Origin of the sequence: Streptomyces xanthii, from assembly GCF_014621695.1 — a bacterium.
Lineage (GTDB): Bacteria > Actinomycetota > Actinomycetes > Streptomycetales > Streptomycetaceae > Streptomyces > Streptomyces xanthii.
Genome location: NZ_CP061281.1, coordinates 4,589,770 through 4,615,643, shown reverse-complemented (window position 1 = coordinate 4,615,643; position 25,874 = coordinate 4,589,770). Strand labels below are relative to the sequence as shown.

The 25,874-nt window shown below is 71.3% G+C and carries 22 protein-coding genes, 1 tRNA gene and 1 riboswitch; of the genes, 8 read left to right on the top strand and 15 right to left on the bottom strand.

The window, feature by feature from the left end; translation table 11 throughout:
- Positions 1-3: 3 nt before the first annotated feature.
- A complete protein-coding gene (locus IAG42_RS20960) occupies positions 4-411 on the bottom strand; it encodes a hypothetical protein (protein ID WP_188338500.1) in 408 nt (135 codons plus the stop codon).
- A 209-nt stretch (positions 412-620) separates the two neighbouring features.
- Here IAG42_RS20960 and IAG42_RS20955 point away from each other — a divergent pair, with 209 nt between their 5' ends.
- Complete coding sequence (locus IAG42_RS20955) at positions 621-1,466, top strand: MurR/RpiR family transcriptional regulator (protein ID WP_188341516.1); 846 nt, start codon at positions 621-623, stop codon at positions 1,464-1,466.
- A gap of 333 nt (positions 1,467-1,799) precedes the next feature.
- Here IAG42_RS20955 and IAG42_RS20950 read toward each other — a convergent pair whose 3' ends face one another.
- The gene (locus IAG42_RS20950; RefSeq protein WP_188338499.1) at positions 1,800-3,191 is read right to left on the bottom strand and encodes a cystathionine beta-synthase; all 1,392 of its coding nucleotides are present in this window, start codon (positions 3,189-3,191) and stop codon (positions 1,800-1,802) included.
- Between the two features lie 150 nt (positions 3,192-3,341).
- On the opposite strand from IAG42_RS20950, the gene IAG42_RS20945 reads away from it, so the two are divergent.
- From IAG42_RS20945 to IAG42_RS20935, 3 genes are all read left to right on the top strand, one after another.
- Positions 3,342-4,415, top strand: coding sequence for an SGNH/GDSL hydrolase family protein (locus IAG42_RS20945; RefSeq protein WP_188338498.1), 1,074 nt, complete (start codon positions 3,342-3,344; stop codon positions 4,413-4,415).
- Between the two features lie 224 nt (positions 4,416-4,639).
- The gene (locus IAG42_RS20940; protein WP_188338497.1) at positions 4,640-5,860 is read left to right on the top strand and encodes an acetyl-CoA C-acetyltransferase; all 1,221 of its coding nucleotides are present in this window, start codon (positions 4,640-4,642) and stop codon (positions 5,858-5,860) included.
- Between the two features lie 237 nt (positions 5,861-6,097).
- The gene (locus IAG42_RS20935) at positions 6,098-6,916 is read left to right on the top strand and encodes a hypothetical protein (RefSeq protein ID WP_223206101.1); all 819 of its coding nucleotides are present in this window, start codon (positions 6,098-6,100) and stop codon (positions 6,914-6,916) included.
- A gap of 200 nt (positions 6,917-7,116) precedes the next feature.
- On the opposite strand, the gene IAG42_RS20930 is transcribed toward IAG42_RS20935, so the two are convergent.
- Positions 7,117-7,440, bottom strand: a complete 324-nt coding sequence (locus IAG42_RS20930; RefSeq protein WP_188338496.1) for a hypothetical protein — start codon at positions 7,438-7,440, stop codon at positions 7,117-7,119.
- An 87-nt stretch (positions 7,441-7,527) separates the two neighbouring features.
- Between IAG42_RS20930 and IAG42_RS20925 the strand changes: the two genes are divergently transcribed.
- Positions 7,528-7,758 (top strand): DUF4287 domain-containing protein, encoded by a 231-nt coding sequence (locus IAG42_RS20925; RefSeq protein ID WP_188338495.1) that lies wholly within the window; start codon positions 7,528-7,530, stop codon positions 7,756-7,758.
- A gap of 91 nt (positions 7,759-7,849) precedes the next feature.
- On the opposite strand, the gene IAG42_RS20920 is transcribed toward IAG42_RS20925, so the two are convergent.
- Together IAG42_RS20920 and IAG42_RS20915 are read right to left on the bottom strand one after the other, a co-directional pair.
- Complete coding sequence (locus IAG42_RS20920) at positions 7,850-8,746, bottom strand: Bax inhibitor-1/YccA family protein (protein ID WP_188338494.1); 897 nt, start codon at positions 8,744-8,746, stop codon at positions 7,850-7,852.
- Between the two features lie 175 nt (positions 8,747-8,921).
- A tRNA-Leu gene (locus IAG42_RS20915) sits at positions 8,922-9,005 on the bottom strand.
- Positions 9,006-9,404: 399 nt separating this feature from the next.
- On the opposite strand from IAG42_RS20915, the gene IAG42_RS20910 reads away from it, so the two are divergent.
- Positions 9,405-10,205, top strand: coding sequence for an ABC transporter ATP-binding protein (locus IAG42_RS20910; protein ID WP_188338493.1), 801 nt, complete (start codon positions 9,405-9,407; stop codon positions 10,203-10,205).
- A gap of 185 nt (positions 10,206-10,390) precedes the next feature.
- Positions 10,391-12,922, top strand: a complete 2,532-nt coding sequence (locus tag IAG42_RS20905) for an ABC transporter permease (RefSeq protein WP_188338492.1) — start codon at positions 10,391-10,393, stop codon at positions 12,920-12,922.
- A 68-nt stretch (positions 12,923-12,990) separates the two neighbouring features.
- On the opposite strand, the gene IAG42_RS20900 is transcribed toward IAG42_RS20905, so the two are convergent.
- From IAG42_RS20900 to yczR, 9 genes are all read right to left on the bottom strand, one after another.
- Positions 12,991-14,289 (bottom strand): SAM-dependent methyltransferase, encoded by a 1,299-nt coding sequence (locus IAG42_RS20900; RefSeq protein ID WP_188338491.1) that lies wholly within the window; start codon positions 14,287-14,289, stop codon positions 12,991-12,993.
- A 218-nt stretch (positions 14,290-14,507) separates the two neighbouring features.
- The gene (locus IAG42_RS20895) at positions 14,508-15,899 is read right to left on the bottom strand and encodes an NAD(P)/FAD-dependent oxidoreductase (protein WP_188338490.1); all 1,392 of its coding nucleotides are present in this window, start codon (positions 15,897-15,899) and stop codon (positions 14,508-14,510) included.
- 438 nt (positions 15,900-16,337) lie between these two features.
- Positions 16,338-17,282 carry a Ppx/GppA phosphatase family protein gene (locus tag IAG42_RS20890; protein ID WP_188338489.1) on the bottom strand — a complete coding sequence of 315 codons (945 nt, stop codon included), beginning with the start codon at positions 17,280-17,282 and terminating at the stop codon, positions 16,338-16,340.
- Positions 17,279-17,881, bottom strand: a complete 603-nt coding sequence (locus tag IAG42_RS20885; protein WP_188338488.1) for a DUF501 domain-containing protein — start codon at positions 17,879-17,881, stop codon at positions 17,279-17,281. Before IAG42_RS20885 ends, IAG42_RS20890 begins: the two co-directional genes overlap by 4 nt.
- Before the next feature lie 84 nt (positions 17,882-17,965).
- Positions 17,966-18,454, bottom strand: a complete 489-nt coding sequence (locus IAG42_RS20880) for an FtsB family cell division protein (protein ID WP_188338487.1) — start codon at positions 18,452-18,454, stop codon at positions 17,966-17,968.
- A gap of 97 nt (positions 18,455-18,551) precedes the next feature.
- Complete coding sequence (eno, locus tag IAG42_RS20875; protein WP_188338486.1) at positions 18,552-19,832, bottom strand: phosphopyruvate hydratase; 1,281 nt, start codon at positions 19,830-19,832, stop codon at positions 18,552-18,554.
- 509 nt (positions 19,833-20,341) lie between these two features.
- Positions 20,342-21,028, bottom strand: coding sequence for a transglycosylase family protein (locus IAG42_RS20870; protein WP_188338485.1), 687 nt, complete (start codon positions 21,026-21,028; stop codon positions 20,342-20,344).
- Positions 21,029-21,032: 4 nt separating this feature from the next.
- Positions 21,033-21,196: riboswitch (cyclic di-AMP (ydaO/yuaA leader) on the bottom strand.
- Between the two features lie 180 nt (positions 21,197-21,376).
- Positions 21,377-22,366: a transglycosylase family protein gene (locus IAG42_RS20865; RefSeq protein WP_317453327.1), complete on the bottom strand. Its 990-nt coding sequence runs from the start codon at positions 22,364-22,366 to the stop codon at positions 21,377-21,379.
- A gap of 231 nt (positions 22,367-22,597) precedes the next feature.
- A complete protein-coding gene (gene yczR, locus IAG42_RS20860) occupies positions 22,598-24,001 on the bottom strand; it encodes a MocR-like transcription factor YczR (RefSeq protein WP_188338483.1) in 1,404 nt (467 codons plus the stop codon).
- 62 nt (positions 24,002-24,063) lie between these two features.
- Here yczR and yczE point away from each other — a divergent pair, with 62 nt between their 5' ends.
- Positions 24,064-24,678, top strand: coding sequence for a membrane protein YczE (gene yczE, locus IAG42_RS20855; RefSeq protein WP_188338482.1), 615 nt, complete (start codon positions 24,064-24,066; stop codon positions 24,676-24,678).
- On the opposite strand, the gene IAG42_RS20850 is transcribed toward yczE, so the two are convergent.
- Entirely contained in the window at positions 24,611-25,810 is a 1,200-nt protein-coding gene (locus tag IAG42_RS20850; RefSeq protein WP_188338481.1) for a Cmx/CmrA family chloramphenicol efflux MFS transporter, read from the bottom strand. The genes yczE and IAG42_RS20850 overlap by 68 nt on opposite strands.
- Positions 25,811-25,874 lie beyond the last annotated feature (64 nt).

Genomic DNA, 25,874 nt, shown 5'->3' with positions numbered 1-25,874 from the left:
CCGTCACATTCCGTCGAAGCTGCTGGGCGGGCGGATTCCGTTCGCCTGGCTGCCGATGCCCGTGTCGGTGGTGTTGAAGAGGTTCTTGGTGCCGTGCAGACCGTTGAGTTCCACCTGAAGACGGGCGAGCAGCTTGTTCGCCTGCCCCTCCCAGACGACGAGCGCATCCGAGACGCCCTGGTCACTGGCCCAGCCGGACAGGCCCTTGAGCCCGGTGTCCTGCTTCATCAGCGGACTCAGCGGGCCCTGCGCGGGCTGCGGAGCGAGGAACGGCGGGTGCACCGAGCCGCCGCCGTCCGCCAGCGCGGACGCGGACCGGGTGTCCGGCATCAGATGCTCTTCCAGGTACTTCGCGGCGCGCTTCTTGTCGCTCGCCGAACTCGCCAGCGTCTGTTCGCCACCCGACCCCATGGCCACCCCGTCGTCTCTTCACTTCTCATCCGCCGCCCACGCCCCTGGCGCACCGCGGAAGCTCGCGTGGCACCCTATCGGCAGCGCCCCGCCCTCTATGGCGCCCACCCCGGGGATTGAATAGAATCATGCATAAATGGGCGCCTTGAATAGACCGGCGGGCGCCCGGAACGGCCGGAAACCGACGGGGAGACATGAGCGAGCAGACGATGAACGGCGAGGGCGGGCACAGCCCCGCCGAGCGCCTTCAGCGCCTCTTCGAGGGGCACCGCCTCACGCCCACGCAGCGCCGCATCGCGCACTGCATGGTGCGCCGCGCCGGCGACGTGCCGTTCCTGTCCTCCGTCGAACTGGCCGAGCTGGCCGGCGTCAGCCAGCCCTCGGTGACCCGCTTCGCCGTCGCGCTCGGCTTCGACGGCTACCCGGCGCTCCGCCGCCACCTGCGCGAGGTCGCCCCGCAGGAACCGGCCGCGGCCGACGACATCAACGAGTACCAGCAGGCCGTCGAGGCCGAGATCGCCAACCTGCGGCACCTCGCGGGCCTGCTCGCCGACCCCACCCCGGTCGAGGAGGCGGGCCGGCTGCTCGCCGCGTCCCGTCCGCTGCCCGTCCTCGGACTGCGCGCGGCCGCGTCCCAGGCCTACGGGTTCTCGTACTTCGCGGCGAAGGTGCACCCCGACGTACGGCTCCTGGACGACGGCGGAACGATGCTCGTCGACCGGATCGACGCGGCGGTGCGGGCCGGCGCCACGACCCTGCTCTGCTTCGCGCTGCCCCGCCACCCGCGCGAGGTCGTCGAGGCCCTCGCCTACGCGCAGTCCGTCGGCCTCCGGGTCGTCACGGTCGCCGACTCGGCGTTCGCCCCCGTCGCCAAGCACTCCGACCTGCTGCTGCCCGCCGCCGTCGGCACGGGCCTCGCCTTCGACACGGCGTGCGCCCCGATGCTGCTCGGCCGGGTGCTCCTGGAAGCCATGTGCGACGCACTGCCGCAGGCCCAGGCCCGCCTGGAGGAGTTCGACGTACGGGCGGCGGAGCGCGGCCTGTTCGTCGAGTAGCCGCCCGCTGCCGAAAGCCGAAGAGGGCGGGAAAGAAGGTGTGCGCGGGGACCGCCGCACCCCCTGTGACGGAGGGCGGGACGACGACGGTCCCCGCGGGGGACGCGCTCCGGTCAGGGCCGGACCGGCGTCCTGGGCGTCGGCGGAGTCCGGGAGCCGCTCCGGAGATTCCTCGACACCGCTGCGATGCCGACCGGGCCGGGGAGCCGCTCCCTTCCCTGCCGACACCCACCAATGTGCCGGACCGTTGTTAAGCCGGTGCTGCGCGCACATGTCACGCGCGTACCGATCGCACGAACCGCTCGCGCGAGGCCACGCACCGGCGCACCGGCCCTACTTCGTGGCGCCCTTCGCCAGGAACGCGAGCAGGTCCTGACGGCTCACGACGCCGGTCGGCTTGCCCTCGACCAGCACGATCGCGGCGTCCGCCGAACCCAGCACGCTCATCAGGTCCGCCACCGGCTCCCCGGAGCCGACCTGCGGCAGCGGCGCCGACATGTGCTTCTCCAGCGGGTCGTCGAGCGAGGCGCGCTTGGTGAACAGCGCGTCGAGCAGTTCCCGCTCCACGACCGAGCCGATGACCTCGGCGGCCATCACGTCGGGGTGGCCCGCGCCCGGCTTCACGATCGGCATCTGCGAGACGCCGTACTCGCGCAGCACGTCGATGGCCTGGCCGACGGTCTCCTCGGGGTGCATGTGGACGAGCTCGGGCAGCGCGCCGCCGTCCTTGTCCTTGAGCACCTCGCCGACGCGGGCGCTGGTGCCCGCGTCCTCCAGGAAGCCGTAGTCGGCCATCCACTCGTCGTTGAAGATCTTGCTGAGGTAGCCGCGGCCGCTGTCGGGCAGCAGCACGACCACGATGTCGTCCGGGCCGAGCCGCTCGGCGACGCGCAGCGCGGCCACGACGGCCATGCCGCAGGAGCCGCCGACGAGCAGCCCCTCCTCCTTGGCGAGCCGGCGCGTCATCTGGAAGGAGTCCTTGTCGGACACCGGGACGATCTCGTCGGCGACCTCACGGTCGTAGGCGGTCGGCCAGAAGTCCTCGCCGACGCCCTCGACGAGGTACGGGCGCCCGGAGCCGCCCGAGTAGACGGAACCCTCCGGGTCGGCGCCGACGACCTGCACGCGGCCCTCGCTGGCGTCCTTCAGGTAGCGGCCGGTGCCGGAGATGGTGCCGCCGGTGCCGACGCCCGCCACGAAGTGCGTGATCTTCCCGTCGGTCTGCTCCCACAGCTCAGGGCCGGTCGAGTGGTAGTGGGACAGCGGATTGTTCGGGTTCGAGTACTGGTCGGGCTTCCAGGCGCCCGGCGTCTCGCGCACCAGCCGGTCGGAGACGTTGTAGTACGAGTCCGGGTGCTCGGGGTCGACGGCGGTCGGGCAGACCACGACCTCCGCCCCGTAGGCCCGCAGCACGTTGATCTTGTCCGTGCTCACCTTGTCGGGGCACACGAAGATGCACTTGTAGCCCTTCTGCTGGGCCACGATGGCGAGCCCCACCCCGGTGTTGCCGCTGGTGGGCTCGACGATGGTGCCGCCGGGCTTCAGCTCCCCGCTCTGCTCGGCCGCCTCGATCATGCGCAGCGCGATGCGGTCCTTCACGGAACCGCCGGGGTTGAAGTACTCGACCTTGGCCAGGACCGTCGCCTGGATGCCCTCGGTCACCTTGTTGAGCCTCACGAGCGGGGTGTTGCCGACGAGGCTGATCATCGAGTCGTGGATCTGCACGGTTGTCTCCGGGTCTCCTGTGTAAGGGATGTGGCCAGCGTATTGCGCGCACCGGCCCTTCATCTCCCGTTGCGATTGGCCGACCGTGTCTACGGGGCAATGAGTTCATGAAGCCGTAATCCGCAGGAGAGAGGCAGGTGGGTGCGGAACATGTCGAGCAGGGCGAGGGTGGCACGGCGGATCGCCGCCGGGGCGGCGTACGGCGGAGGCGGGATCGGGCTGCTCGGCGCGGCCACGGTCGGGGTGCTGCTCGCCGAGGTGCAGATGGCGCGGCGGCAGGTGGGCAACCACGGGGATCCCGTGCACGTGCCCTCGGCCGACGGGCTGTACGGCAGGGCGTACGCGGCCTCGCCCGCCGGCGAGGAGCCGCTGCGGTTCGCGATGCTCGGCGACTCCACGGCGGCGGGGCAGGGCGTGCACCGGGCGCGGCAGACTCCGGGGGCGCTGCTGGCCTCGGGGCTCGCGGCGGTCGCGGAGCGCGCGGTGGAGCTGCGGAACGTGGCGCTGCCCGGCGCCCAGTCCGACGACCTGGACCGCCAGGTGGCCCTGATCCTGTCCGATCCCGACTGGCAGCCGGACGTCTGCGTGATCATGATCGGCGCGAACGACGTCACCCATCGCATCCCCGCCACCAAGTCCGTACGGCATCTGTCGGCGGGCGTACGGAGGCTGCGGACCGCCGGAGCGGAGGTGATCGTCGGCACGTGCCCCGATCTCGGCTCGGTGGAGCCGGTGCAGCAGCCGCTGCGCTGGGTGGCCCGGCGGGCCTCGCGGCAGCTCGCGGCGGCGCAGACGATCGGCACGGTGGAGCAGGGCGGGCGGACGGTCTCGCTCGGCGATCTGCTGGGCCCCGAGTTCGCGGCGAACCCGCGCGAGCTGTTCGGCCCCGACAACTACCACCCCTCGGCGGAGGGCTATCAGACGGCCGCGATGGCGGTGCTGCCCACGCTGTGCGCGGCGCTGGGCCTGTGGCCCGAGGAGGAGCGCCCCGACGTGTCCCGCGCGGAGGGCTTCCTGCCGGTGGCCCGGGCCGCGGCGAAGGCGGTCGAGGAGGGCGGCACGGAGGTCACGGCCGCGATGCCCACGGGGCCGCGCGGTCCGTGGGCCCTCCTCAAGCGCCGCCGCCGCCATCGCGTCCCCACGCAGGACCCGGTACCTGCGAAGACAAGCCCCTCAGGCTCCGCTGGATCGAGCTCCGGCAGATCAAGCCCCTCCGGCGCTTGAGGAGCGGGGTCCGGGGCGGAGCCCCGTGTCGTTCACGGTGTGCACGCCGGTGGCACCGCCACGTGACAGTGCCCCCTGCGACCGCCGAACCCGCGGAGCGCTGAGCAAGCGCTTAGAAAAATGCGGCCCTAGTCACACTCCTATACCGGTGACCCGGGCTGTACGTACAGGTAACTTCCCAGACGGTCCCGCCTGAAAAGGTCAACGAACCCTCTGGAGCCGTGATGCCCGAAGCAGTGATCGTCTCAGCCGCCCGCTCCCCCATCGGCCGCGCCTTCAAGGGCTCCCTCAAGGACCTGCGCCCCGACGACCTGACCGCCACGATCATCCAGGCCGCCCTCGCCAAGGTCCCCGAGCTGGACCCGCGCGACATCGACGACCTGATGCTCGGCTGCGGCCTCCCCGGCGGCGAGCAGGGCAACAACCTGGGCCGCATCGTCGCCGTCCAGATGGGCATGGACCACCTCCCGGGCTGCACCATCACCCGCTACTGCTCCAGCTCCCTGCAGACGACCCGCATGGCGCTGCACGCGATCAAGGCCGGCGAGGGCGACGTCTTCATCTCGGCCGGTGTCGAGATGGTGTCCCGCTTCGTCAAGGGCAACTCGGACTCGCTCCCGGACACGCACAACCCGCTGTTCGCCGACGCCGAGGCCCGCACCGCCGAGGTCGCCACGCAGGAGAACACCTCCTGGCACGACCCGCGCGAGGACGGCCTGGTCCCGGACGCGTACATCGCGATGGGCCAGACCGCCGAGAACCTGGCCCGCCTCAAGGGCGTGACCCGTGAGGACATGGACGCGTTCGGCGTCCGCTCGCAGAACCGCGCCGAGGAAGCCATCAAGAACGGCTTCTGGGCCCGCGAGATCACCCCGGTCACCACCCCCGACGGCACCGTCGTCTCCGCCGACGACGGCCCGCGCGCCGGCGTCACGCTGGAGGGCGTCTCGGGCCTCAAGCCCGTCTTCCGCCCCGACGGCCTGGTCACGGCCGGCAACTGCTGCCCGCTGAACGACGGCGCCGCCGCCCTCGTGATCATGTCCGACACGAAGGCCCGCGAGCTCGGCCTGACCCCGCTGGCCCGCGTCGTCTCCACCGGCGTCTCCGGCCTGTCCCCCGAGATCATGGGCCTGGGCCCGGTCGAGGCGTCCAAGCGCGCGCTCAAGCTGGCCGGCCTGTCCGTCTCGGACATCGACCTGTTCGAGATCAACGAGGCCTTCGCCGCGCAGGTCATCCCGTCCGCCCGCGACCTGGGCATCGACGAGGACAAGCTGAACGTGAACGGTGGCGCCATCGCCGTCGGCCACCCCTTCGGCATGACCGGCGCCCGCATCACCGGCACGCTGATCAACAGCCTCCAGTTCCACGACAAGCAGTTCGGCCTGGAGACGATGTGCGTGGGCGGCGGCCAGGGCATGGCCATGGTCATCGAGCGCCTGAGCTGACCTCGCGGGACCGGCGAAAACCGGCTGCGGAATCGTGATCCAATCTCCCCCAGGATGTGACATGCGTCTCGGGGGAGACGGTTTTCGCAGGTCAGCCCCGTACCCAGGCCCTATGGGCGCTAAACAACCGGACAAAAGACCCGTCCAGTTCGTGACGTAATGCACTGACAGGTGGTTCGTCCAGGCTTCAAGCTGATGTAGTAAGTCGGGGGTCGACTTGAAACCGGGAGTACGTCAGTGAGCGCCATCCCCTTTGCCCTGCTGCTCGCCACGGCCGCTGCCACGGCCGTCGGCGCCACCACCCTGCACAGCGTCCGTGGCCTGCGCCGGCAGATCGCGGAGCTCCAGGACGAGCTGGCCCGCGGCCGCGCCGCGACCACGCACCCCGGTGTCCCGTCGGCACGCACGACTCCCGACACCGAGGCGATACGCACCGCCGTCGCCGACGCCCTCGCCGAGGAGCGGGAGCGCGAGCTGGCGGAGGCGCGGGCGTTCTGGGCCGCGCAGGAGGCGCGGGACACCTCGGATCTGCCGCCGTTCCTGACCGGCGGCGCCGGCGCCCTGGGCGACGAGCTGTACCTTCCGCGCCAGGCCGACTTCGCGGGCCTCGAGCCGGTCGTCGAGCCCGCCCTCGAGCCGGTCGAGCCGGCCCTGGAGCCCGAGGACGACTTCGCCGGGGAATCCCCCGAGCTGGCCGCCGCGCGCCGCCGGCACCCCTCGCACCCCGACTTCGTGCCCGTGCAGTCCCCGGTCTCCGGCGACCATGAGCGCACGGTGGCCTGTCTCGAAGAGCTGGCCCAGGCCCGCACGGCCCTCTCCGACGTCCGCCCGGGCCCGCTCGGCACGCTCGACGTCTACGTCTTCGCCGACGGCACGACGCTGTGCATGACCCCGGGCCACCGCGAGACCGCCGAACAGCTCGCCGCGGCTCTCCGCGACGGCCGCACCCCGTTCCTCCTCGGCGGCTCCGGCGTCTCCGGCGCCTACGCCCTCACCTTCGAGTGCGGCCCCGACAGCGTCTACATCCTCGCGGACCGGGTCATAGCCTCGGCCTGAGCCCTTATCCGTCTGCGGGCCCGGTGGGGCTTCTCGCGCAGTTCCCCGCGCCCCTGAATGCAGACCCTCCGGGTCGCATTTCCCCGATCAAGGCGCCGGACGCCTTTCATCTGGGGAAGGCGCGGCGAAGCCGCATGCCTTCCAGGGGCGCGGGGAACTGCGCGACCAGCCCCCACCGGCCCGCACCCGACGACGAACCCCTAAACCCCGGCCCGCTTCATCGCCGCCCCCACCAGATCGACGGCCTCGCCGACCTCCCGCTCCGTCCGGAGGACAACCGCCAGATCGCGCCCCGCGACCGTCACCTGATCAGCCGCCGCAAACATCCCGGCGTCCGGCATCTCCCGAACCTCCGAACCGCCGGAGGCCCCCGCCCCCTCCAGCCGCTGGGCCCACCCGGACAACTCCCTGGCCAGCGCCAGCGCCTCCGCGGCGGCGCCCCGCTGCAACCGGCTCTGCGGCGCCGCCCGGAGCCGGTCGGCGAACTGATCCACTGCTGAGGTCAACGGCGTCGTATCAAGCACGCGGCGACTGTAGCTGTTTACAACGGGGCGGCGCTCGGGCACGGTGGCCTCAAGACCCGGCTACATCGAAGCGTTCCGGAGGCGCCGATGTCCCAAGTCTTCTCCGAGGAGACCCACCGCAATCTGATCGCCCGCATCCCCGAATGCACCGGTCGTGAAGTCGCCGACTGGATGCAGACCGTAGAGAACGGCCCCAGCTTCCTTCGTTTCGAAGAGAAGGTGAACTGGCTGCGCGGGGAGCACAACCTCTCCCACGGTCACGCCAAGGCGCTCATCCACGAGTACGACCTGCGGCGCGCAGCGCGCCGCTTCGGCTGACGCCCCACCCCCCAACCGACAAAAGGACCCGCGCACCGAGGTGCGCGGGTCCTTCGACGTGTCACGTCCGTCAGGCGTGGGCCGTCAGGCGTCAGTCGTTGCCCTGCAGGATCGAGATGAGCCGCAGGAACTCCATGTAGATCCAGACCAGCGTCATGGTCAGACCGAACGCGGCCAGCCACGCCTCTTCCTTGGGCGCGCCGTACGCGATCCCGTCCTCGACCTGCTTGAAGTCCAGGGCCAGGAAGCACGCGCCGAGCAGGATGCCGACGATGCCGAACAGGATGCCGAGGCCACCGCTGCGGAAGCCGAGGCCGTCACCGCCGCCGAACACGGCGAACAACAGGTTCACCGCCATCAGCAGGATGAAGCCCATCGCCGCGGCCATGACGAAGCCGTAGAAGCGGCGGTTCACGCGGATCCAGCCGGCCTTGTAGGCGATCAGGACCGCCGCGAAGACGGACATGGTGCCGATGACGGCCTGCATGGCCGCGCCGTCCGCGATGCGGTTGTCGACCACGCTGGAGACGACGCCGAGGAACACGCCCTCGAGGGCCGCGTACGCCAGGATGATCGGCGGCGACGCCTTGCGCTTGAAGGCCTGGACGAAGCCCAGGACCATCGCGACGAGGCCGGCGCCGATCGCGATGCCGTACGACTTGCCGATGTGGGCGTCGTCGACCGGCAGCAGCGCCCAGGCGAGCGCGGCGGTCACGATCAGCGTGCCGAGCGTGGTGGCCGTGCGGACGATGACGTCGTCCATCGTCATACGGCCGGTGGTGGCGGGCGCCTGCGGAGCGCCGTACTGCAGATCCTGCTGGGCGTAGGGGTTCTGCGCGTACGGGTTGCCGGCGGGGGCCTGGCCGTACGGATTGGCCTGCGTCCCGACCGCGGGTCCCCCGGCCTGCGACTGACGCGCGTCGAACTGCGCATAGCCGTTGTCGCGGCTGAACCCCCGTCGCGAGAAGACCGGGTTGCTGCTCCTCATCTCACTCCTCCATGGCCACCGTGTATGGCCTTCCCACAAGAGTAATGGGCTGGCAAAGATCCGACCCTAGTGCTCAGGGAGGATCTTTCCCAGTCTGTTACGAGGAACGCGGCGGAGCACCCCTGTGTTCCCCGGCCGGGAACACAGCGTGACCGGCGGCGGGAGGGGGAGGAGGTGCCCGGAACCGGACTTGAACCGGTACGCCCGCGAAGGGGCAGCGAGGTTTAAGCTCGCCGTGTCTGCATTCCACCATCCGGGCAGGCTGTGGGGCTCCGCGTCGACCTTCCGAGCCTATCCGGCAGCCTCCCCCGGCCGGCGGGCCTCCCTCGCGATGTTGTCTTATTTTATTGAGGTCTGAGGGTGCATCAGCCCCTGCATCGGCCCCTGACAGACGCCATCCGCACTTGCCACGTGCCCTTCCCGCCGCAGGTGCGCGTCCACGTGGATTGACGGAATTTCACCTCAGGCACACGGCCGGGTGCGGCGCCGCCCGGCGGCTCGGGGTTCCGGGTCATCCCCAGGTATGACCCGGAGCCCCTCGGTCCGACTCCAGTCGCCCCCGGGAACGGGAGCAGCGGCTGACTCCCGGGCGGCGTTCCGCCGAGACGATGGAACGGTCCCCAGCAGGCAGTCCCCCGTACCGACAGGAGCACCCTCCGTGACCACCACCCCTCTCGCCGACCGGACCGTGACAGCGGCCGCCCGCGCCACGGATCTGAGCAAGGTCTACGGACAGGGCGAGACCCGGGTGGTCGCGCTCGACCAGGTCTCCGTCGACTTCCGGCGGGCCGAGTTCACCGCGATCATGGGCCCGTCCGGCTCCGGCAAGTCGACGCTGATGCACTGTGTCGCCGGCCTGGACACCTTCTCGTCCGGCTCGGTCCGCATCGGCGACACCGAGCTCGGCTCCCTCAAGGACAAGCAGCTCACCAAGCTGCGCCGGGACAAGATCGGCTTCATCTTCCAGGCGTTCAACCTGCTGCCGACGCTGACGGCGCTGGAGAACATCACGCTCCCCATGGACATCGCGGGCCGCAAGCCCGACAAGGCGTGGCTGGAGAACGTGATCCAGATGGTGGGCCTGTCCGACCGCCTCGGGCACCGGCCCGCGCAGCTCTCCGGCGGCCAGCAGCAGCGCGTCGCCGTGGCCCGCGCGCTCGCCTCCAAGCCCGACATCGTCTTCGGCGACGAGCCCACCGGAAACCTCGACTCGCGCTCCGGCGCGGAGGTGCTCGGCTTCCTGCGCAACTCGGTGCGCGAGCTCGGCCAGACCGTCGTCATGGTCACCCACGACCCGGTCGCCGCGGCGTACGCGGACCGCGTGATCTTCCTGGCCGACGGCCGCATCGTCGACGAGATGACCGCCCCGACCGCCGACACGGTCCTGGACCGCATGCGCAGTCTTCCCGGGGGAAACCCCCGGACCCCCGGCTTCGACGCCAAGAGCCGCACCAGCTGACCCGTCGCTTCCCCCGCCCCGCAGGATGCGCCCCGCAAGGGGCGCGGGGCTCTGTTGATGTGCGGCTCCGCCGCGTGGGCGCGACCAGCCACGACGTACGTGTCACCCGCCGATACGACCTTCTGCCCCCATGGCGCGATGGCGCCGAGCCGGGGCCCCGCCGAACCCAGGACTGACCCGAACCCATGTTCCGTACAAGCCTGCGCAGCGTGCTCGCGCACAAGGCCCGCCTGATGATGACCGTGCTGGCCGTCATGCTCGGCGTCGCCTTCGTCTCCGGCACCCTCGTCTTCACCAACACCATCTCCGGCGCCCTGGAGAAGAGTTCCGCCAAGGGCTTCGACCACGTCGACGTGGCCCTCACCCCCGGCGCGACCGCCGCCGAGGGCGACAAGGTCAGCAAGGAGGTGAAGCTCACCGACGCCACGCTGAAGAAGGCCGAGCGGGTGCCGGGCGCCGCCTCCGCGTACGGCGTGGTCAGCGGGTACGCGGCCGTCGCCGACCAGGACGGCAAGCTCGTCGGCAACGGCTTCTCCACCCAGGGCGGCAACTACTGGGGCGACGACGACTCCCGGTACCCCTTCACGTCCGGCAGGGCCCCGCACGGCGCGAACCAGGTCGCCCTCGACGCCGAGACCGCGAAGCGCGCCGGCTACAAGGTCGGCGACCAGGTCCGCATGTCCGTCGACGGCCCCGTCCTGACCCCGACCCTGACCGGCGTCTTCACCACCGACGACGGGAACGTCGCGGCCGGCGGCTCGCTCGCCCTGTTCGACACGGCGACCGCGCAGCAGCTGTTCCACAAGCCGGGCGCGTACGACGAGATCGACGTGAAGGCCGCCGCGGGCACGGGCCAGGACCAGCTGAAGCGGAACCTCGACAAGGCGCTGGACGGCGCCGCCGTGCACACCGACACGGCGCGGCAGCTCGCCGACGACCAGGCCGAGGCCATCTCCTCGTCGATGGGCTCGATGAAGAACATGCTGCTGGTGTTCGCGGGCATCGCGCTGTTCGTCGGCATCTTCATCATCGCCAACACGTTCACGATGCTGGTCGCCCAGCGCACCAAGGAGCTGGCGCTGCTGCGCGCGGTCGGTGCCTCGCGCCGGCAGGTGACGCGCTCGGTGCTGATCGAGGCGTTCTTCGTGGGCGCGGCCGCCGCGGTGACCGGTCTCGTCGTGGGCATCGGCATCGGCGCGGGCATGCGCTCCCTCATGGGCAGGACCGGGGCGATCATCCCGGACGGCCCGCTGGTCGTGTCCGTCGGCACGGTCGTCGCGTCGCTGCTCGTCGGTGTCGTGATCACGATGCTGGCCGCGTGGCTGCCGGGCCGCCGCGCCGCGAAGATCCCGCCGGTCGCGGCGATGAGCGCGGTGCACGCCGCCCCGACCGCCAAGTCCCTGGTCCTGCGCAACACGCTGGGCGCGCTCGTCTCCGCCGCCGGTGTCACGGCCGTGCTGGCCGCGACGACGATGAGCGGCGACTCCGGTCAGCTGCCGATGGGCGCGGGCGCCGCGCTCCTGGTCATCGGCGTCTTCATCCTGACTCCGCTGCTGTCCCGTCCGTTGATCGCGGCTGCGGCCCCGGTGCTGCGCGTGTTCGGCATCTCCGGGAAGCTGGCCCGCCTCAACTCGGTGCGCAACCCGCGCCGTACGGCCGCGACCGCCTCGGCGCTGATGATCGGGCTGACTCTGATCACGGGCCTCACCGTCATCGCGGGCAGCGTCCAGTCGGCGATCGACAAGATGGCCGCGGACTCCCTGAAGGCCGACTACGTCGTCTCCATGGCGAACGGGAACTACCTGTCCCCCGATGTCCTGAAGACGCTGCGGAAGACCGACGGCGTCACCGCGACCAGCGGTCTGTCCAACTCCCCGTCCCGCATCGACGGCACCACCGAGTACCTGACCGGCGTCGACGGCCGCACGATCACGCGCCTGGCGGACCTGCCCGTGGACGAGGGCCGGTTCCGGGTCGGCGGCACGAACGTCGTCGTCGACGACGACACGGCGAAGGACCACGGCTGGAAGGCCGGCTCGACGTTCTCCGTCGCCTACGAGGACGGCAAGAAGCAGCGCCTGACCGTCGCCGGGGTCTACGAGGGCAACCAGATGATCCGGGGCATCATGCTCGACGCCCCGACGCTGAACCCGCACATGAGCGACGGCGCCTCGGACATGCAGGTGATGCTGAAGACGTCCGGCGGCCCGTCCGACGCCACCAAGGACAAGCTGACGAAGGCGCTCGGCGAGAACCCGGCGGTGAAGATCCAGGACCGCCAGGACCTGTCCAACGAGATCGCCCAGATGTTCACGCTGATGCTGAACATGCTCTACGGGCTGCTCGCGATGGCGGTCATCGTCGCCGTCCTCGGTGTCATCAACACCCTCGCCATGTCGGTCTTCGAGCGTCAGCAGGAGATCGGGATGCTCCGCGCGATCGGCATCGACCGCAAGGGCATCAAGCGCATGGTCCGCCTGGAGTCCCTGGTGATCTCCCTGTTCGGCGGTGTGCTCGGCATCGGCCTGGGCGTGTTCTTCGGCTGGGCGGCCGGACAGCTGATCGGCAACAGCATGTCGACGTACGCGCTGGTGCTGCCCTGGGGCCGGATGGGGATCTTCCTCGCCCTGGCCGCGGTGGTCGGCATCCTCGCGGCCCTGTGGCCGGCCCGCCGCGCCGCCCGTCTGAACATGCTGACGGCCATCAAGTCGGAGTAGCGCGGGAGCGGTTGTGCGGAAGGGGCGCCCGGTGATCTCGTCACCGGGCGCCCCTTCCGTGTCCGGAGCTAGTTCCAGGTGCGGGCCCGCAAGGGCATCCCCGACGCCCCGGCGTCCGGGGTCCTCACGGCGAGGATCTGGTTGACGCCGATGCGGTTGCGCTCGAAGCTCAGGGCGCACGCCGCCATGTAGAGGCGCCAGATGCGGGCGCGGCCGGGGCTGACCAGCCTCTGGGCCTCGGGCCAGCGGGCCTCCAGGTTGCGCACCCACTGGCGCAGCGTGAGGGCGTAGTGCTCGCGGATGGCCTCGATGTCGCGCACCTCGAACCCGGCGCGCTCCAGGATGCCGGTGGTGGAGCCGACCGGGGCGAGTTCCCCGTCGGGGAAGACGTAGGCGTCGATGAACTCGTCGACGGAGTACGCCGATTCGTCGAGCTGGGGTCTGCGCGCGATCTGGTGGTTGAGCAGCCGCCCGCCGGGCTTGAGCAGGGCGTACAGGTCCTGGGCGTACTCCAGATAGCGCTCGGCGCCGACGTGCTCGGCCATGCCGACGGAGGAGATGGCGTCGTACGGGCCGTCGCGCACGTCGCGGTAGTCCTGGACGCGGATCTCGACGCGGTCGGTGAGGCCCTCGTCGGCGACGCGCTTGCGGGCGAAGGCGGCCTGCTCCTGGGAGAGGGTGACGCCGACGACGGTGACGCCGTGCTCGCGGGCGGCGTGGATCGCCATGGAGCCCCAGCCGCAGCCCACGTCGAGCAGCCGCATGCCGGGCTTCAGGCCCAGCTTGCGGGAGACGAGTTCGAGCTTGTCGCGCTGGGCGTCCTCGAGGGTGGCGTCCGGGCTCTCCCAGTAGGCGCAGGAGTAGACCATCGAGGGGCCGAGGACGAGGGAGTAGAAGTCGTTGCCGACGTCGTAGTGGTGGCTGATGGCCTTCTTGTCGCTGCCCTTGGTGTGCCGGTGCAGGCGGCCGGTGCGGCGCATCTCCTCGGCGGGCGGCGCGGGCGGCGGGAACGGTCCGGCGAGCTTGACGAGCTCGGCGACGGCGGAGCGCACGGAGGGGTCCTTCAGGGACTCGGCGAGGCCGCGGCGCTCGTCCTCGGGGCGCTCCCAGATGAGGTCGGACAGGGCGTCGAGCAGCTCGTAGAGGTCGCCCTCGACGTCGAGGTCGCCGGCCACCCAGGCGCGGGCGAGGCCCAGCTCGCCCGGCTTCCACAGCAGGCGGCGCAGGGCGCGGCGGTGGCGGACGACGAGGGCGGGGGCGTCCGGGGGCCCGGCTTCCGACCCGTCCCAGGCGCGCAGCCGCACCGGGAGTTCGGCGCCGAAGAGCTTTTCGGCGAGGTTCTTCAGCCGCTGTGCGGCGTCCTGCATGGCGCACACCTCCGTGAAGCGGGGGGTTCCCGGAACGGACCGAGATGTACGGTCCGGCACTTACGTAAACACCACGTACCCGGTACGGCAGTCCCGTCTCCGCGTCACGGAAGAGCAAAATGCATGTAGCCGCCACGTAAACCGGTGCGGAAACGCCCGAAGGGGCCGCCCGCACCACGGATGGCGGACGACCCCTTCGGGCGTGAACTACCGGCGGGTCAGGAGGCCTTGGCCTTCTCCTCGACCTTCTTCTCCTCGGCCTTGGCGGGAGCCGGGGCCGGCTTGGCGGCCTCGTAGAACTCCTCGCGCGGGGTCTCGAGGGCGCCCAGGGCGGTGATGTCGCGCTTCTGGAACATGTTGATCGTCCACTCGGCGATCACACGGATCTTGCGGTTCCAGGTCGGCATGGCCAGACCGTGGTAGCCACGGTGCATGTACCAGGCGAGACGGCCCTTGAGCTTGATCTTCATCTTGCCCATGACGATCATCGCGACGCCCTTGTGCAGGCCGAGACCCGCGACGGCGCCCTTGTTGCTGTGGCTGTACTCCTTCTGCGGGAAGCCCCGCATGCCGGAGACCACGTTGTCGCCGAGGACCTTGGCCTGGCGCATGGCGTGCTGCGCGTTCGGCGGGCACCAGGCGTTCTCGTTGCCCGCCTTGCGGCCGACGAGGTCGGGCACCTGGGCGTTGTCGCCCGCGGCCCAGATGTAGTCGCTGCCCTGGACCTGGAGGGTCGCCTGGGTGTCGACGTGGCCGCGGGGGCCGAGCGGGAGGCCGAAGCGGGCCAGCGCCGGGTTCGGCTTCACACCGGCGGTCCACACGATCGTGTTGGCATCGACCTCGAGGCCGTTGCTCAGCACGACGTGGCCGTCGACGCAGGAGGGCATGGTGGTCTTCAGGTAGACCTCGATACCGCGGGACTCCAGGTGCTTGCGACCGTAGGTGCCCAGCTCCGGGCCCACCTCCGGCAGCACCTTGTCGGCGGCGTCGACGAGCACGAAGCGCATGTCCTCGCGCTTCACGTTCTTGTAGAACTTGGCGGCGTCGCGCGCCAGGTCCTCGACCTCACCGATGGTCTCGGCGCCCGCGAAGCCACCGCCGACGAAGACGAAGGTGAGCGCCTTGCGGCGGATCTCCTCGTCCGTCGTGGACTCGGCCTTGTCGAGCTGCTCGAGCACGTGGTTGCGCAGGCCGATGGCCTCCTCGACGCCCTTCATGCCGATGCCCTGCTCGGCGAGGCCGGGGGTCGGGAAGGTGCGGGAGACGGCGCCGAGCGCGATCACCAGGTAGTCGAAGGGCACCTCGTACGCCTCGCCGACGAGCGGCGAGACCGTGGCGACCTTGCGGTCCTGGTCGATGTTGGTCACGCGGCCGGTGAGAATCTCGGCGCCCGGCACAGCGCGTCGCAGCGGGACGACGACGTTGCGCGGCGAGATGCTGCCGGCGGCGGTCTCGGGGAGGAAGGGCTGGTACGTCATGTACGAGCGCGGGTCGACGACCGTGACGGTCGCTTCCGCGTATCGCATCTTCTTGAGGATGCGACGCGCTGCGTACAGGCCTACGTACCCACCCCCGACAATGAGGATCCTGGGACGCTCCGTGGTGCTCATGCCATCGAGTATCCACCCGACTGGAGGGGGTCGCTCGTGCGCCCCTTCACAAGGTTGAGTGGGGGCTCTGCTACACTGCGCCGCCCACGTGACCCATGTCATGGTCCCGGAGGGGAACCACGGGGTGCCGCCGGTCGTTGCTCACCCCCTTTGAGCAGCCACGGTGAGCCCCCCAGGGCGATGGACCACTTACCGGCTCCACCCCGCCGCCCGCCTCGGAAAGCAAGGCGATCGCCTGCTCCCAGAGGCGTTTGACCGCCCCGAACGGGTCTATGGGCCCGAATCCGCGCCCCTCGGGACCGAAATCCTTGTGAAGAAGTTCACGAACTTTCCCGACGGGGTGTCGTCGGGGCGTGTCGCGGCGCTCGTCCGAGCGCTCGGGAGAGACCCGGAACGCTCGGTCGAGCCCTCGCGGAACGGGCCCGGTGCGGCCTGGGATCAGGCCACGCTCCAGGCGATACCGTCCAGAATGTCGTGCTCCGAGACGACGACCTCGCGGGCCCCGACGTGCTCCATGATCAGCCGCAGCACGAGGGCGCCGGAGGCGATGACGTCGACCCGTCCCGGGTGGATGACCGGCTTCAGGGCGCGCTGGTCGTGCGTCGACGTCAGCAGCCAGTCGGTCAGCTCGGCGACCCGCTCGTAGGAGATCCGCGCGTGGTGGATCGCCGTCCAGTCGTACTCGCTCAGGCCGAGCGCCAGCGCGGCCACCGTCGTCACCGAACCTGCGAGGCCGACCAGCGTGCCCGCCTCGTCGATCGGGACCGTGCCCGCCACCAGGTCCAGGGCCGCCGCGATGTCCTCGCGGATCGCCTCGATCTGGGCCGGCGAGGGCGGGTCCGTCACCGTGCCGTCCGGGCCGACGAGATGACGCTCGGTCATCCGCACGCAGCCGATGTCCACGGAGCGCGCGCCGCGCACCGCGTCGTCGCCCACGACGAACTCGGTGGAGCCGCCGCCGATGTCCACGACCAGGTACGGCCGGTCCAGGTCGGCGCGGCCGGTGAGCTCCTTCGTCGCACCCGTGAAGGAGAGCTGCGCCTCCTCGTCACCGGTGATGACCTCGGGCTCGACGCCCAGGATGTCGACGACGCCCCGGACGAAGTCGTCCCGGTTCTCGGCGTCGCGCGAGGCGGAGGTCGCCACGAAGCGCAGCTTCTCGGCCCCGTGCTTCTTGATGATCCCGGCGTACTCGCGGCACGCGGCGAAGGTCCGCTCCAGCGCCTCGGGGGCGAGCCGGCCGGTGCGGTCGACGCCCTGGCCGAGCCGCACGATCGTCATCCGGCGGTCCAGGTCGACGATCTCGCCCGTCTCCGGGTTCGCGTCCGCGACGAGCAGGCGGATCGAGTTCGTACCGCAGTCGATGGCGGCGACGCGGGTCACTTGGCGTCCTCCTCGTCGAGCGGCTTGAAGGCGAAGTGGCCGTCGGCGTCGCCGTCGACGGTCCAGCCGTCCTCCTGCGCGGGCGCGCACGGCGTCACGCAGGGGCCCTTGCGCCACCACTCGGGCAGCATCGCGATGGCCTCGTCGCCCAGCGGGTTCACGCCGGGGCCCGCGACCAGCGAGTGGCCGACGAGCACGTGCAGGCACTTCACGCGGTCGGGCATGCCGCCGGCGCTCGGGAAGCCCTCCAGGACCTCGATGGCGTCACGGCGCGCGATGTAGTCCTCGTGCGCGGCGCGGTACTTCTCCGCGAGCTCCGGATCGGTCTTGAGCCGCTCCGTCATCTCCTTCATCACGCCGTTGGCCTCGAGGGTGCCGATGGCGGACGCGGCGCGCGGGCACGTCAGGTAGTACGTCGTGGGGAACGGTGTGCCGTCCTCCAGGCGCGGGGCCGTCTCGACCACGTCCGGGTTGCCGCACGGGCAGCGGTGCGCGATGGCCCGCAGACCGCGCGGCGGGCGGCCCAGCTGCTCCTGGAACGCGTGGATGTCGGCGTCCGTGGGCGTGGTGGGCTCGGTCTGCGGCGGAGGCGTTTCCATGACTGTGTCGCGTCGTCTTTCGTCTGCGGGCTTACGGGTGTGCGGGCTTACGGGTGTGCGGGATGACGGGTACGGGTCGGGGCGTCAGCGGTCGGCCTTGTCGACGCCGTCCCAGACGTTCGAGTACCAGGGGCGGTCGGCCTCGCCCTGTTCGGCGCGGCCGGTGGTGGTGGAGCGCGGGTCGGGCACGATGTAGCCGGTCTCGCCGGGCAGCACCAGGTGCAGGCGCTCGCGGATCCGCTGCTCCGCGTACGCGTCGTCCTGCCAGCGCGCCTTCTCGTCGCGCAGCCGGTCCACCCGCTCCTTCGCCTCCTGCTGCGTGCGCCGCAGGTCGGCGATCTCGCCGCGCTGGGACACGTACTGCCTTATCGGGTACGCGAGCGCGACGACCAGGGTGCACAGGACGAGGGCGAGCAGCGCCGCGCGGCCGGTGAGCCGGGAGCGGCGGGCCTGCCGCTTGCTCTGCGAGCGGTACACGCGCTCGGCGGTCTGCTCGCCGAGCGCCCGCAGGCGGGTGGCCGTGGAGAAGCGGGCCGAGTCGAACTGGCCCCTGTCGCGGAGCTTTCCCGGCATCGGATCTCCCGCCTCCCCTTGCCTTCACGTGCGTACGTCCCCGCACACGGTACGGGACCGAGTGCGGGGACGTACGTAACTACCGCGTCGGCGGCGGTCAGCCCTTGAAGCGCGGGAACGCGCTGCGGCCGGCGTACACCGCGGCGTCGTCGAGGATCTCCTCGATGCGCAGCAGCTGGTTGTACTTGGCGACGCGCTCGGAGCGGGCCGGGGCGCCGGTCTTGATCTGGCCGCAGTTGGTGGCGACGGCGAGGTCGGCGATGGTGACGTCCTCGGTCTCGCCGGAGCGGTGGGACATCATGCACTTGAAGCCGTTGCGCTGGGCGAGCTCGACGGCGTCCAGGGTCTCGGTGAGCGAACCGATCTGGTTCACCTTCACGAGCAGGGCGTTGGCCGAGTTCTCCTCGATGCCGCGGGCGAGGCGCTCCGGGTTGGTGACGAACAGGTCGTCACCGACGAGCTGGACCTTGTCGCCGAGCTTCGCGGTGATGACGTTCCAGCCGGCCCAGTCGTCCTCGAACAGCGGGTCCTCGATGGAGACGAGCGGGTAGGCCGCCACGAGCTCCTCGTAGTACTCCGTCATCTCGGCGGCGGAGCGCTCCTTGCCCTCGAAGAGGTACTTGCCGTCCTTGTAGAACTCGGAGGCGGCGACGTCGAGCGCGAGGGCGACCTGCTGGCCGGGGATGTAGCCGGCCTCCTTGATGGCCTCGAGGATGAGGTCGAGGGCCTCGCGGTTCGAGCCCAGGTTCGGGGCGAAGCCGCCCTCGTCGCCGAGGCCGGTGGCCAGACCCTTGCTCTTCAGGACCTTCTTGAGGGTGTGGTACACCTCGGTGCCCCAGCGCAGCGCCTCGGAGAAGGACTCCGCGCCGATCGGGGCGATCATGAACTCCTGGATGTCGACGTTGGAGTCGGCGTGCGACCCACCGTTCAGGATGTTCATCATCGGGACGGGCAGCAGGTGCGCGTTCGGACCGCCGAGGTAGCGGAACAGCGGCAGGTCGCTGGCCTCGGAGGCGGCGTGGGCGACGGCGAGCGAGACGCCGAGGATGGCGTTGGCGCCGAGGGAGCCCTTGTTGTCGGTGGCGTCCAGGTCGAACATGGCCTGGTCGATCAGGCGCTGCTCGGTGGCGTCGTAGCCGACCAGCTCCGGGCCGATCTGCTCGATGACGGCGAGGACGGCCTTCTCGACACCCTTGCCCTGGTAGCGGTTCGGGTCACCGTCGCGAAGCTCGATGGCCTCGAACGCACCGGTGGAGGCGCCGGACGGAACAGCAGCACGGCCGGTGCTGCCGTCGTCGAGGCCGACCTCGACCTCGACCGTGGGGTTGCCTCGGGAGTCCAGGATTTCCCGGGCTACGACGACGTCGATGGACGGCACGAGCATCTCCTTCTGGGATGTGACGCGGGCTGTGCGGGGCCGCGGTGCGCGGTTCCGCATGGCTTGAGCCTAACCGCACGCGGGCCATCGGCCAGCCGACCGCCCGTCTCTTGGACTCCGCCGTGAGCGAAATGTTTCCGACGGGAACAAATACCGCCGGTGGTTCGCGGGTGAACGGTCCGTGGGGGGCGGTCGGGTTTCGTCGCGGGGTGCGGGCGGGTGGGGGCTGGTCGCGCAGTTCCCCGCGCCCCTGGAAGGCATGCGGCTTCGCCGCGCCTTCCCCCGGCAAAAGGCGCCCGGCGCCTTGATCGGGGAAATGCGACCCGAAGGGTCTGCATTTCAGGGGCGCGGGGAACTGCGCGAGAAGCCCCACCGGCCCGCGGTCGGTGAACGCACGGAACCCCCCACCCCATGATCCGGGGCAGGAGGTCCATGCATACGAGCGGCCGGCGACTCGGCGTCCGCCGATGCCGAGTGCGAGCGGGGCGCTCCCCTACATAGGGGGCGGCTTACTTGAGGTGGAGCTGCTGGCCCGGGTAGATCAGGTCGGCGTCCTGGACGATGTCGTCGTTCAGCTTGAAGAGCTTCTGCCAGGTCGTGTGGTGCGCCTCGGCGATCGCGCTGAGGGAGTCACCCTTCTTGACCTTGTACTCGCCGTCGCCCTTGGCGACCTTCTTGCCGGTCGGCGTGGTGACGGTCTTCTTCGGCGCGGCCTTCGGGGCCTGGCGCTCCTGCGAGCGGTTGGCCGGCTGCTCGGCCTTGCGCTCGGGCTGCGGCTGGGTCTGCTGCTGCTCGGCGGGGGCCGGGGCCGGGTTCGAGGTGGAGGCGCCGGACAGGCCGACACCGCAGGACGGCCAGGCGCCCTTGCCCTGGGAGGCGAGGACCTTCTCGGCGACGGAGATCTGCTGCGCCTTGGAGGCCTGGTCGGCGGTGGAGGCGTAGGCGGTGCCGCCGTACGCGGCCCACGTGGAGGCGGAGAACTGCAGACCGCCGTAGTAGCCGTTGCCGGTGTTGATCGACCAGTTGCCGCCGGACTCGCACTGGGCGACGGCGTCCCACTCGGAGGCGGTGGCGGCGGAGGCGCCGGTGGCACCCATCAGCGGAACGGCGACGGCGGCACCGGTGACACCGGCGAGCGTGGCGACACGGACGGCCTTGGACGGGCGGCGGTGCTTGCCCTTGCTGGAGAACAGCATGGAGAGATCCCCTCACCGACGCCTACGAGGTGAGCTGTCGGGTGCGGGCCAGTGAGTGCCCGGCCGCGCAACCTAGTGCGCGGCTTAACCCCAAGCCGTACCGGAGTATCGCTTTCCGGACGGCGCCTACCTTGGGTCCCCCGCTCCTGCCCACGGCGCTGACGCGTCGACTGTTCCCGTACGGAGGTTGGCAGGATTCGGCGTGACATCCGTCGGGGCCCGCTGTGGCGAGCGGTCAGACCGTACGCAGCCGATCCGGCGGTTTTCAAAGCGGATCAGGCCCTTTGAGACCCATCTCTCACTTTCGCCAAATCGGACATTCAGGCAGCAACCCGCCCTGAACTCCCGCTACTTTTCGCCCGATTCGAGCCCAAGATCCAGACTCTGACCAGGAAGGATGAGGTCGGGGTCGGAGCCGACCGCCTTCTTGTTGAGCTGGTACAGCTCGGTCCATCCGCCGTCCACGCCCTGGGAGTCGGCGATGTCCCACAGGTTGTCGCCGGCGCGCACCGTGTACGCGTCGCCGTCGCGCCGGTCGTCACGGGAGGCGTGACGGCCCTCTCCCGTACGGGAGTCGGCGGTGTCGTCGGAGGCGGCGCCGCCGCGGTGGCGGCCCGCGCCGGAGCCCTCGGAGGCGGGGTCGGAGGCGGACGGGGAGGCGTCCGGTGCGCCGGAGTCCTTCGGCCCGTCCGGGGAAGTGGAGTCATCGGGGCCGGACTTGTCCGATTCACCCCGCGCGTCACCTTCGTCCGTCGACGCGTCGCCGGAGGGCGAGGCGGTGGCGCCGTCGCCCGGCTCGTCGCCCGCCTTGCCGTCGGACGCGTCACCCTTGGCGTTACCGGAGGTATCCCCGGAGGCGTCGTCTGACGGGGTGTCCGAATTGCCCCCGTCGTCGTGATTCTTCTCTCCCTTGTCGGCGTTCGCGTCCCCGCCGATCCCGAGGAGCCCGCCCGACGAACCGCCGAGGACCGGCGGCGGCGTGCTCGCCCCCGGGTCGACCTCGGCCGAGCTGTCGCTCTTGGAGAGGCCCGCCGTGATGGAGCAGCTCGGCCAGGCGCCGGGCCCCTGGTCGTCGAGCACCTTCTCCGCGACGGATATCTGCTGCGAACGGCTCGCCTGGTCGGCGCTCGGCGCGAAGTCGAGGCCGCCGTACTGCTCCCACAGCTCCTGCGAGAACTGCAGCCCGCCGTAGTACCCGTTGCCCGCGTCGAGGCTCCACTGGCCGCCGCTCTCGCACTCGGCGAGCCGGTCCCAGGCCTGCGTGGTGGCGGCACTCGCGTTGGACGCGGCGAGCAGCGGGATCGCGATGGCGCTGCCGGCGACACCGGCGGCGACCACGAGAGCAGGAGCCTGACGAGGGCGACGGTGACGACCGTTCCCGGAGAGCATGCGGATGCCTTTCGCGAGACTGATGCTGCGCCCGCGACGGGTGTCGCGGGTGCGACGGACGGTGCCGACGCGGTGGGTTGTGAACGTAGCGGGACTCGAACGCTTGTCACAAGTCGATGCAGCGGAGATCACGTGAAAGTCACAGCTTTGACGGCCTGTCAGTTTTGTTCAGGCCGAACCTCATGCGGTGGGCGGCGGAACGTGGTGTCCGAAGGCCCCGCGGGCCACCGCGTCCCGGGCCGCGGCAAGCCGCTCCACCCCCTGAACCAGTAGCTCAGGAGGCAAGGTGAAAGGCAGTCGGACATGCCGCTCGAACGCCCCGCCCACCCCGAAACGCGGCCCCGCCGCCAGGTTCACACCGTGGTCCGGGGCCACCGCCGCCAGCCGTGACGCGACCGGCTCCGGAAATCTCGCCCACAGCGTCAGACCGCCCGCGGGACACGGAACTTCGACCTCCGGAAGCCTCTCGCCGAGTTCCCGCACGAGCACCTCCCGCCGCGCCCGCAACTCCCCCAGCGCGTCCGCCCGCCGCGTCCGGCCCTCGTCGAGCAGCACGGCCGTCGCGAGCTGCTCCAGCACCGGCGTCCCGAGATCCGTCACCGGCCGGTTCCTGACCACCCGTTCGAGCAGCGCGGGCCGCGCACGGATCCAGCCGATCCGCAGCCCGCCCCACACGCTCTTCGACACGGACCCGACGCTGACCGCGCCCGGTACGTGCGCCGCCAGCGGCTCCGCGCCCGCCGCGTCCGGCGCACGGTCCAGCGCCAGATCGGCCAGCGTCTCGTCGACCACCGTGAGACACCCCGGCCGCAGCTCGCGCCGCACCCCGGACGGCATGCACAGCCCCGTCGGATTGTGGAAGTCCGGCACCAGATACGCCAGCGCCGCGCCCCCAGCCGCCGCGCGCAACTGCGGCACGTCCCAGCCGGAAGCCGTCAGCCCGACCGGCACCAGCCGCGCCCGCGCCTCCGTGAACACCCGGATGGCGTGCGGATACGTCGGATGGTCGATCAGCACCCGGTCCCGCGGCGCCACCAGCGTCCGGGTCAGCAGCGCCAGCGCGTGCTGCGCCCCACTGGTCACCATGATCTGACCCGGCGTCGTCGGCAGCCCGCGCCGCCCGTACCAGTCCGCGACCGCCGCACGCAGCTCCCCCACGCCGTACGGGTCGTAGCCGTGCCGGCCGAAGTGGTGCGGCAGCCGCCGCAGCGCGCTCGCGAACGCGGCGTGCAGGATCTCGACCGGTGCCGCGGGCGCCGCGACCGACAGGTCGACCGCCCCCTCGTCCGTCCGCTCCGGCAACCGGCCCGACGCGTCGTCGGGCAGCCGCACCGTCGCCCTGGCCCGCGAACGGGTGGCCAGATACCCGTGCTCGGCCAGCGTCCGGTACGCGGCACCGACCGTCGTCCGGCTCACCGCCAGCGCCCCGGCCAGGTCCCGCTCGCTCGGCAGCGCCGCGCCCAGCGCGATCCGGCCGTCCAGGATCAGCAGCCGCAACCGGTCCGACAGCCGCCGGTGCCCGGGCCCCGGCCCCTCCTGCCAGTCCCCGACCATCCGCGCCACCGCGTACGAACCCACCTTCATCGGGCCAGCGTAGGCGATCTGGCTATGGAACCCGGGACCAGACGCTCCGGAAGCTGGACCCCATGCCCGCACCTCCTCCCCTCTCCCTGCGCACCCGCCCCGCGCGCCGCGTCCCCCAGCTCCTCCTCGGCCTCGTCGGCTACGGCGCCGCCGTCATGCTGCTCGTACGCTCCGGACTCGGCGCCGCCGGCTGGAACGTGCTCACCGAGGGCACCTCCCTCACCCTCGGCCTCAGCTTCGGCTGGACGACGAACCTCATCTCCCTTCTGGTGCTGCTCGTGTGGATCCCGCTGCGCGAACGGCCGGGCCCCGGCACGCTCCTCAACATCGCGCTGGTCGGCTTCGCCGCCGACGCCACGGCCGCGCTGCTGCCCGATCCCCACGGCCTCGCCGCGCGGATCGGCTACCTGCTGTGCGGGCTGGTCGCGCTGGCGTTCTTCGACGCGCTCTACCTCGGCGCCCGGCTCGGACCGGGGCCGCGCGACGGCATCATGACCGGGCTCGTCCGGCTGACCCGGCTGCCCGTCGCCGTCGTGCGCACCGGCATCGAGGTCACGGTCGCCGGCACCGGCTGGCTCCTGGGCGGAACGCTCGGCGCCGGCACCGTGGTCATCGCCCTGGGTCTGGGACCGCTCGTCGGCTGGTTCCTGCCGCGGGTGACGGTCCCGCTGCCCTGAACTCCGTACGCCGCCACAGCGCGAGCGCCAGCGCCGCGGCCACCAGCGCCCCGCTCACCCAGAACGGGCCCGTCTCCCGCACCCCCGCACCGAGGACCGCCGCCGCGAGGAACGGACCCGCGGCGGCGCCCACGTTCAGGGACGCCGTCGCACAGGCGCCCGCGAGCGTGGGGGCGTCCTCGGCCACGTAGAGGATCCGGGTGATGAGGGTGCTGCCGACCCCGAACGAGAGCGCCCCCATCAGGAAGGCCAGCGCGAGAACGACGGACGGATGGACGGCGAGGAGCGCCATTCCCGGCCAGCCCAGGAGAAGAAGGGGGCCGCCGACGGCGAGGACGCGACCGGGACTGCGGTCCGCGAGCCGCCCCGCCACCGTGACGCCCACCAGCGAACCGGCGCCGAACAGCACGAGGGTGACGGGGACCCAGAGGGCGCCGAGCCCGGCCGGGCCGGTCACCACCGGGGCCAGGAAGGTGAAGCTCGCGAAGGTCGCCGCGTTCACCAGCGCCGCGAGCAGCATCACGAACAGCAGCCGGGGGCTGCGCAGTTGGCCGAGTTCGGCGTCGAGCGGCGCCGCGGGGGCCGGGGCCAGGGCCGGGAGACCGCGCAGGATGCCCAGCGCCGCCGGGACACAGAGCAGGGCGACGGCCCAGAACGTGGCCCGCCAGCCGAGCAGTGCGCCGAGCACCGCCCCGCCGGGCACCCCGACAACGGTGGCCAGGGTCGTACCGGACAGCAGGACGGCCAGCGCGCGCCCCTTGCGGTCGGGCTCCACGAGCTGCGCCGCCGTCGTCAGGGCGACAGCGAGGAACCCGGCGTCGGCGAGCGCCGCGACCGCGCGGGTCACGAGCAGCACCCCGAAGTCCGTGGTCAGCGCGCCGACGCCGTGCGCCGCGGCGAAGACGCCGAGCGAGACGAGCAGGACGGTACGGGGCGGCCGGCGGCGGGTGAGCACCGCCATAACCGGGGCGCCGACCGCGAGACCCGCCGCGAAGGCGGTGGTCAGCAGTCCGGCGGCACCGACGGGCACGCCGAGACCGGCGGCGATGTCCGGCAGGAGTCCGGCGAGCATGAACTCCGAGGTGCCCATGGCGAAGACCGCCAGGGACAGCAGATAGAGGGGAAAAGGCATCGAGAGGCTCCGGGTGAGGAGAGGGACGTGGACGTCTTCTCGTCACCGCGGTCAGCACCCGAGG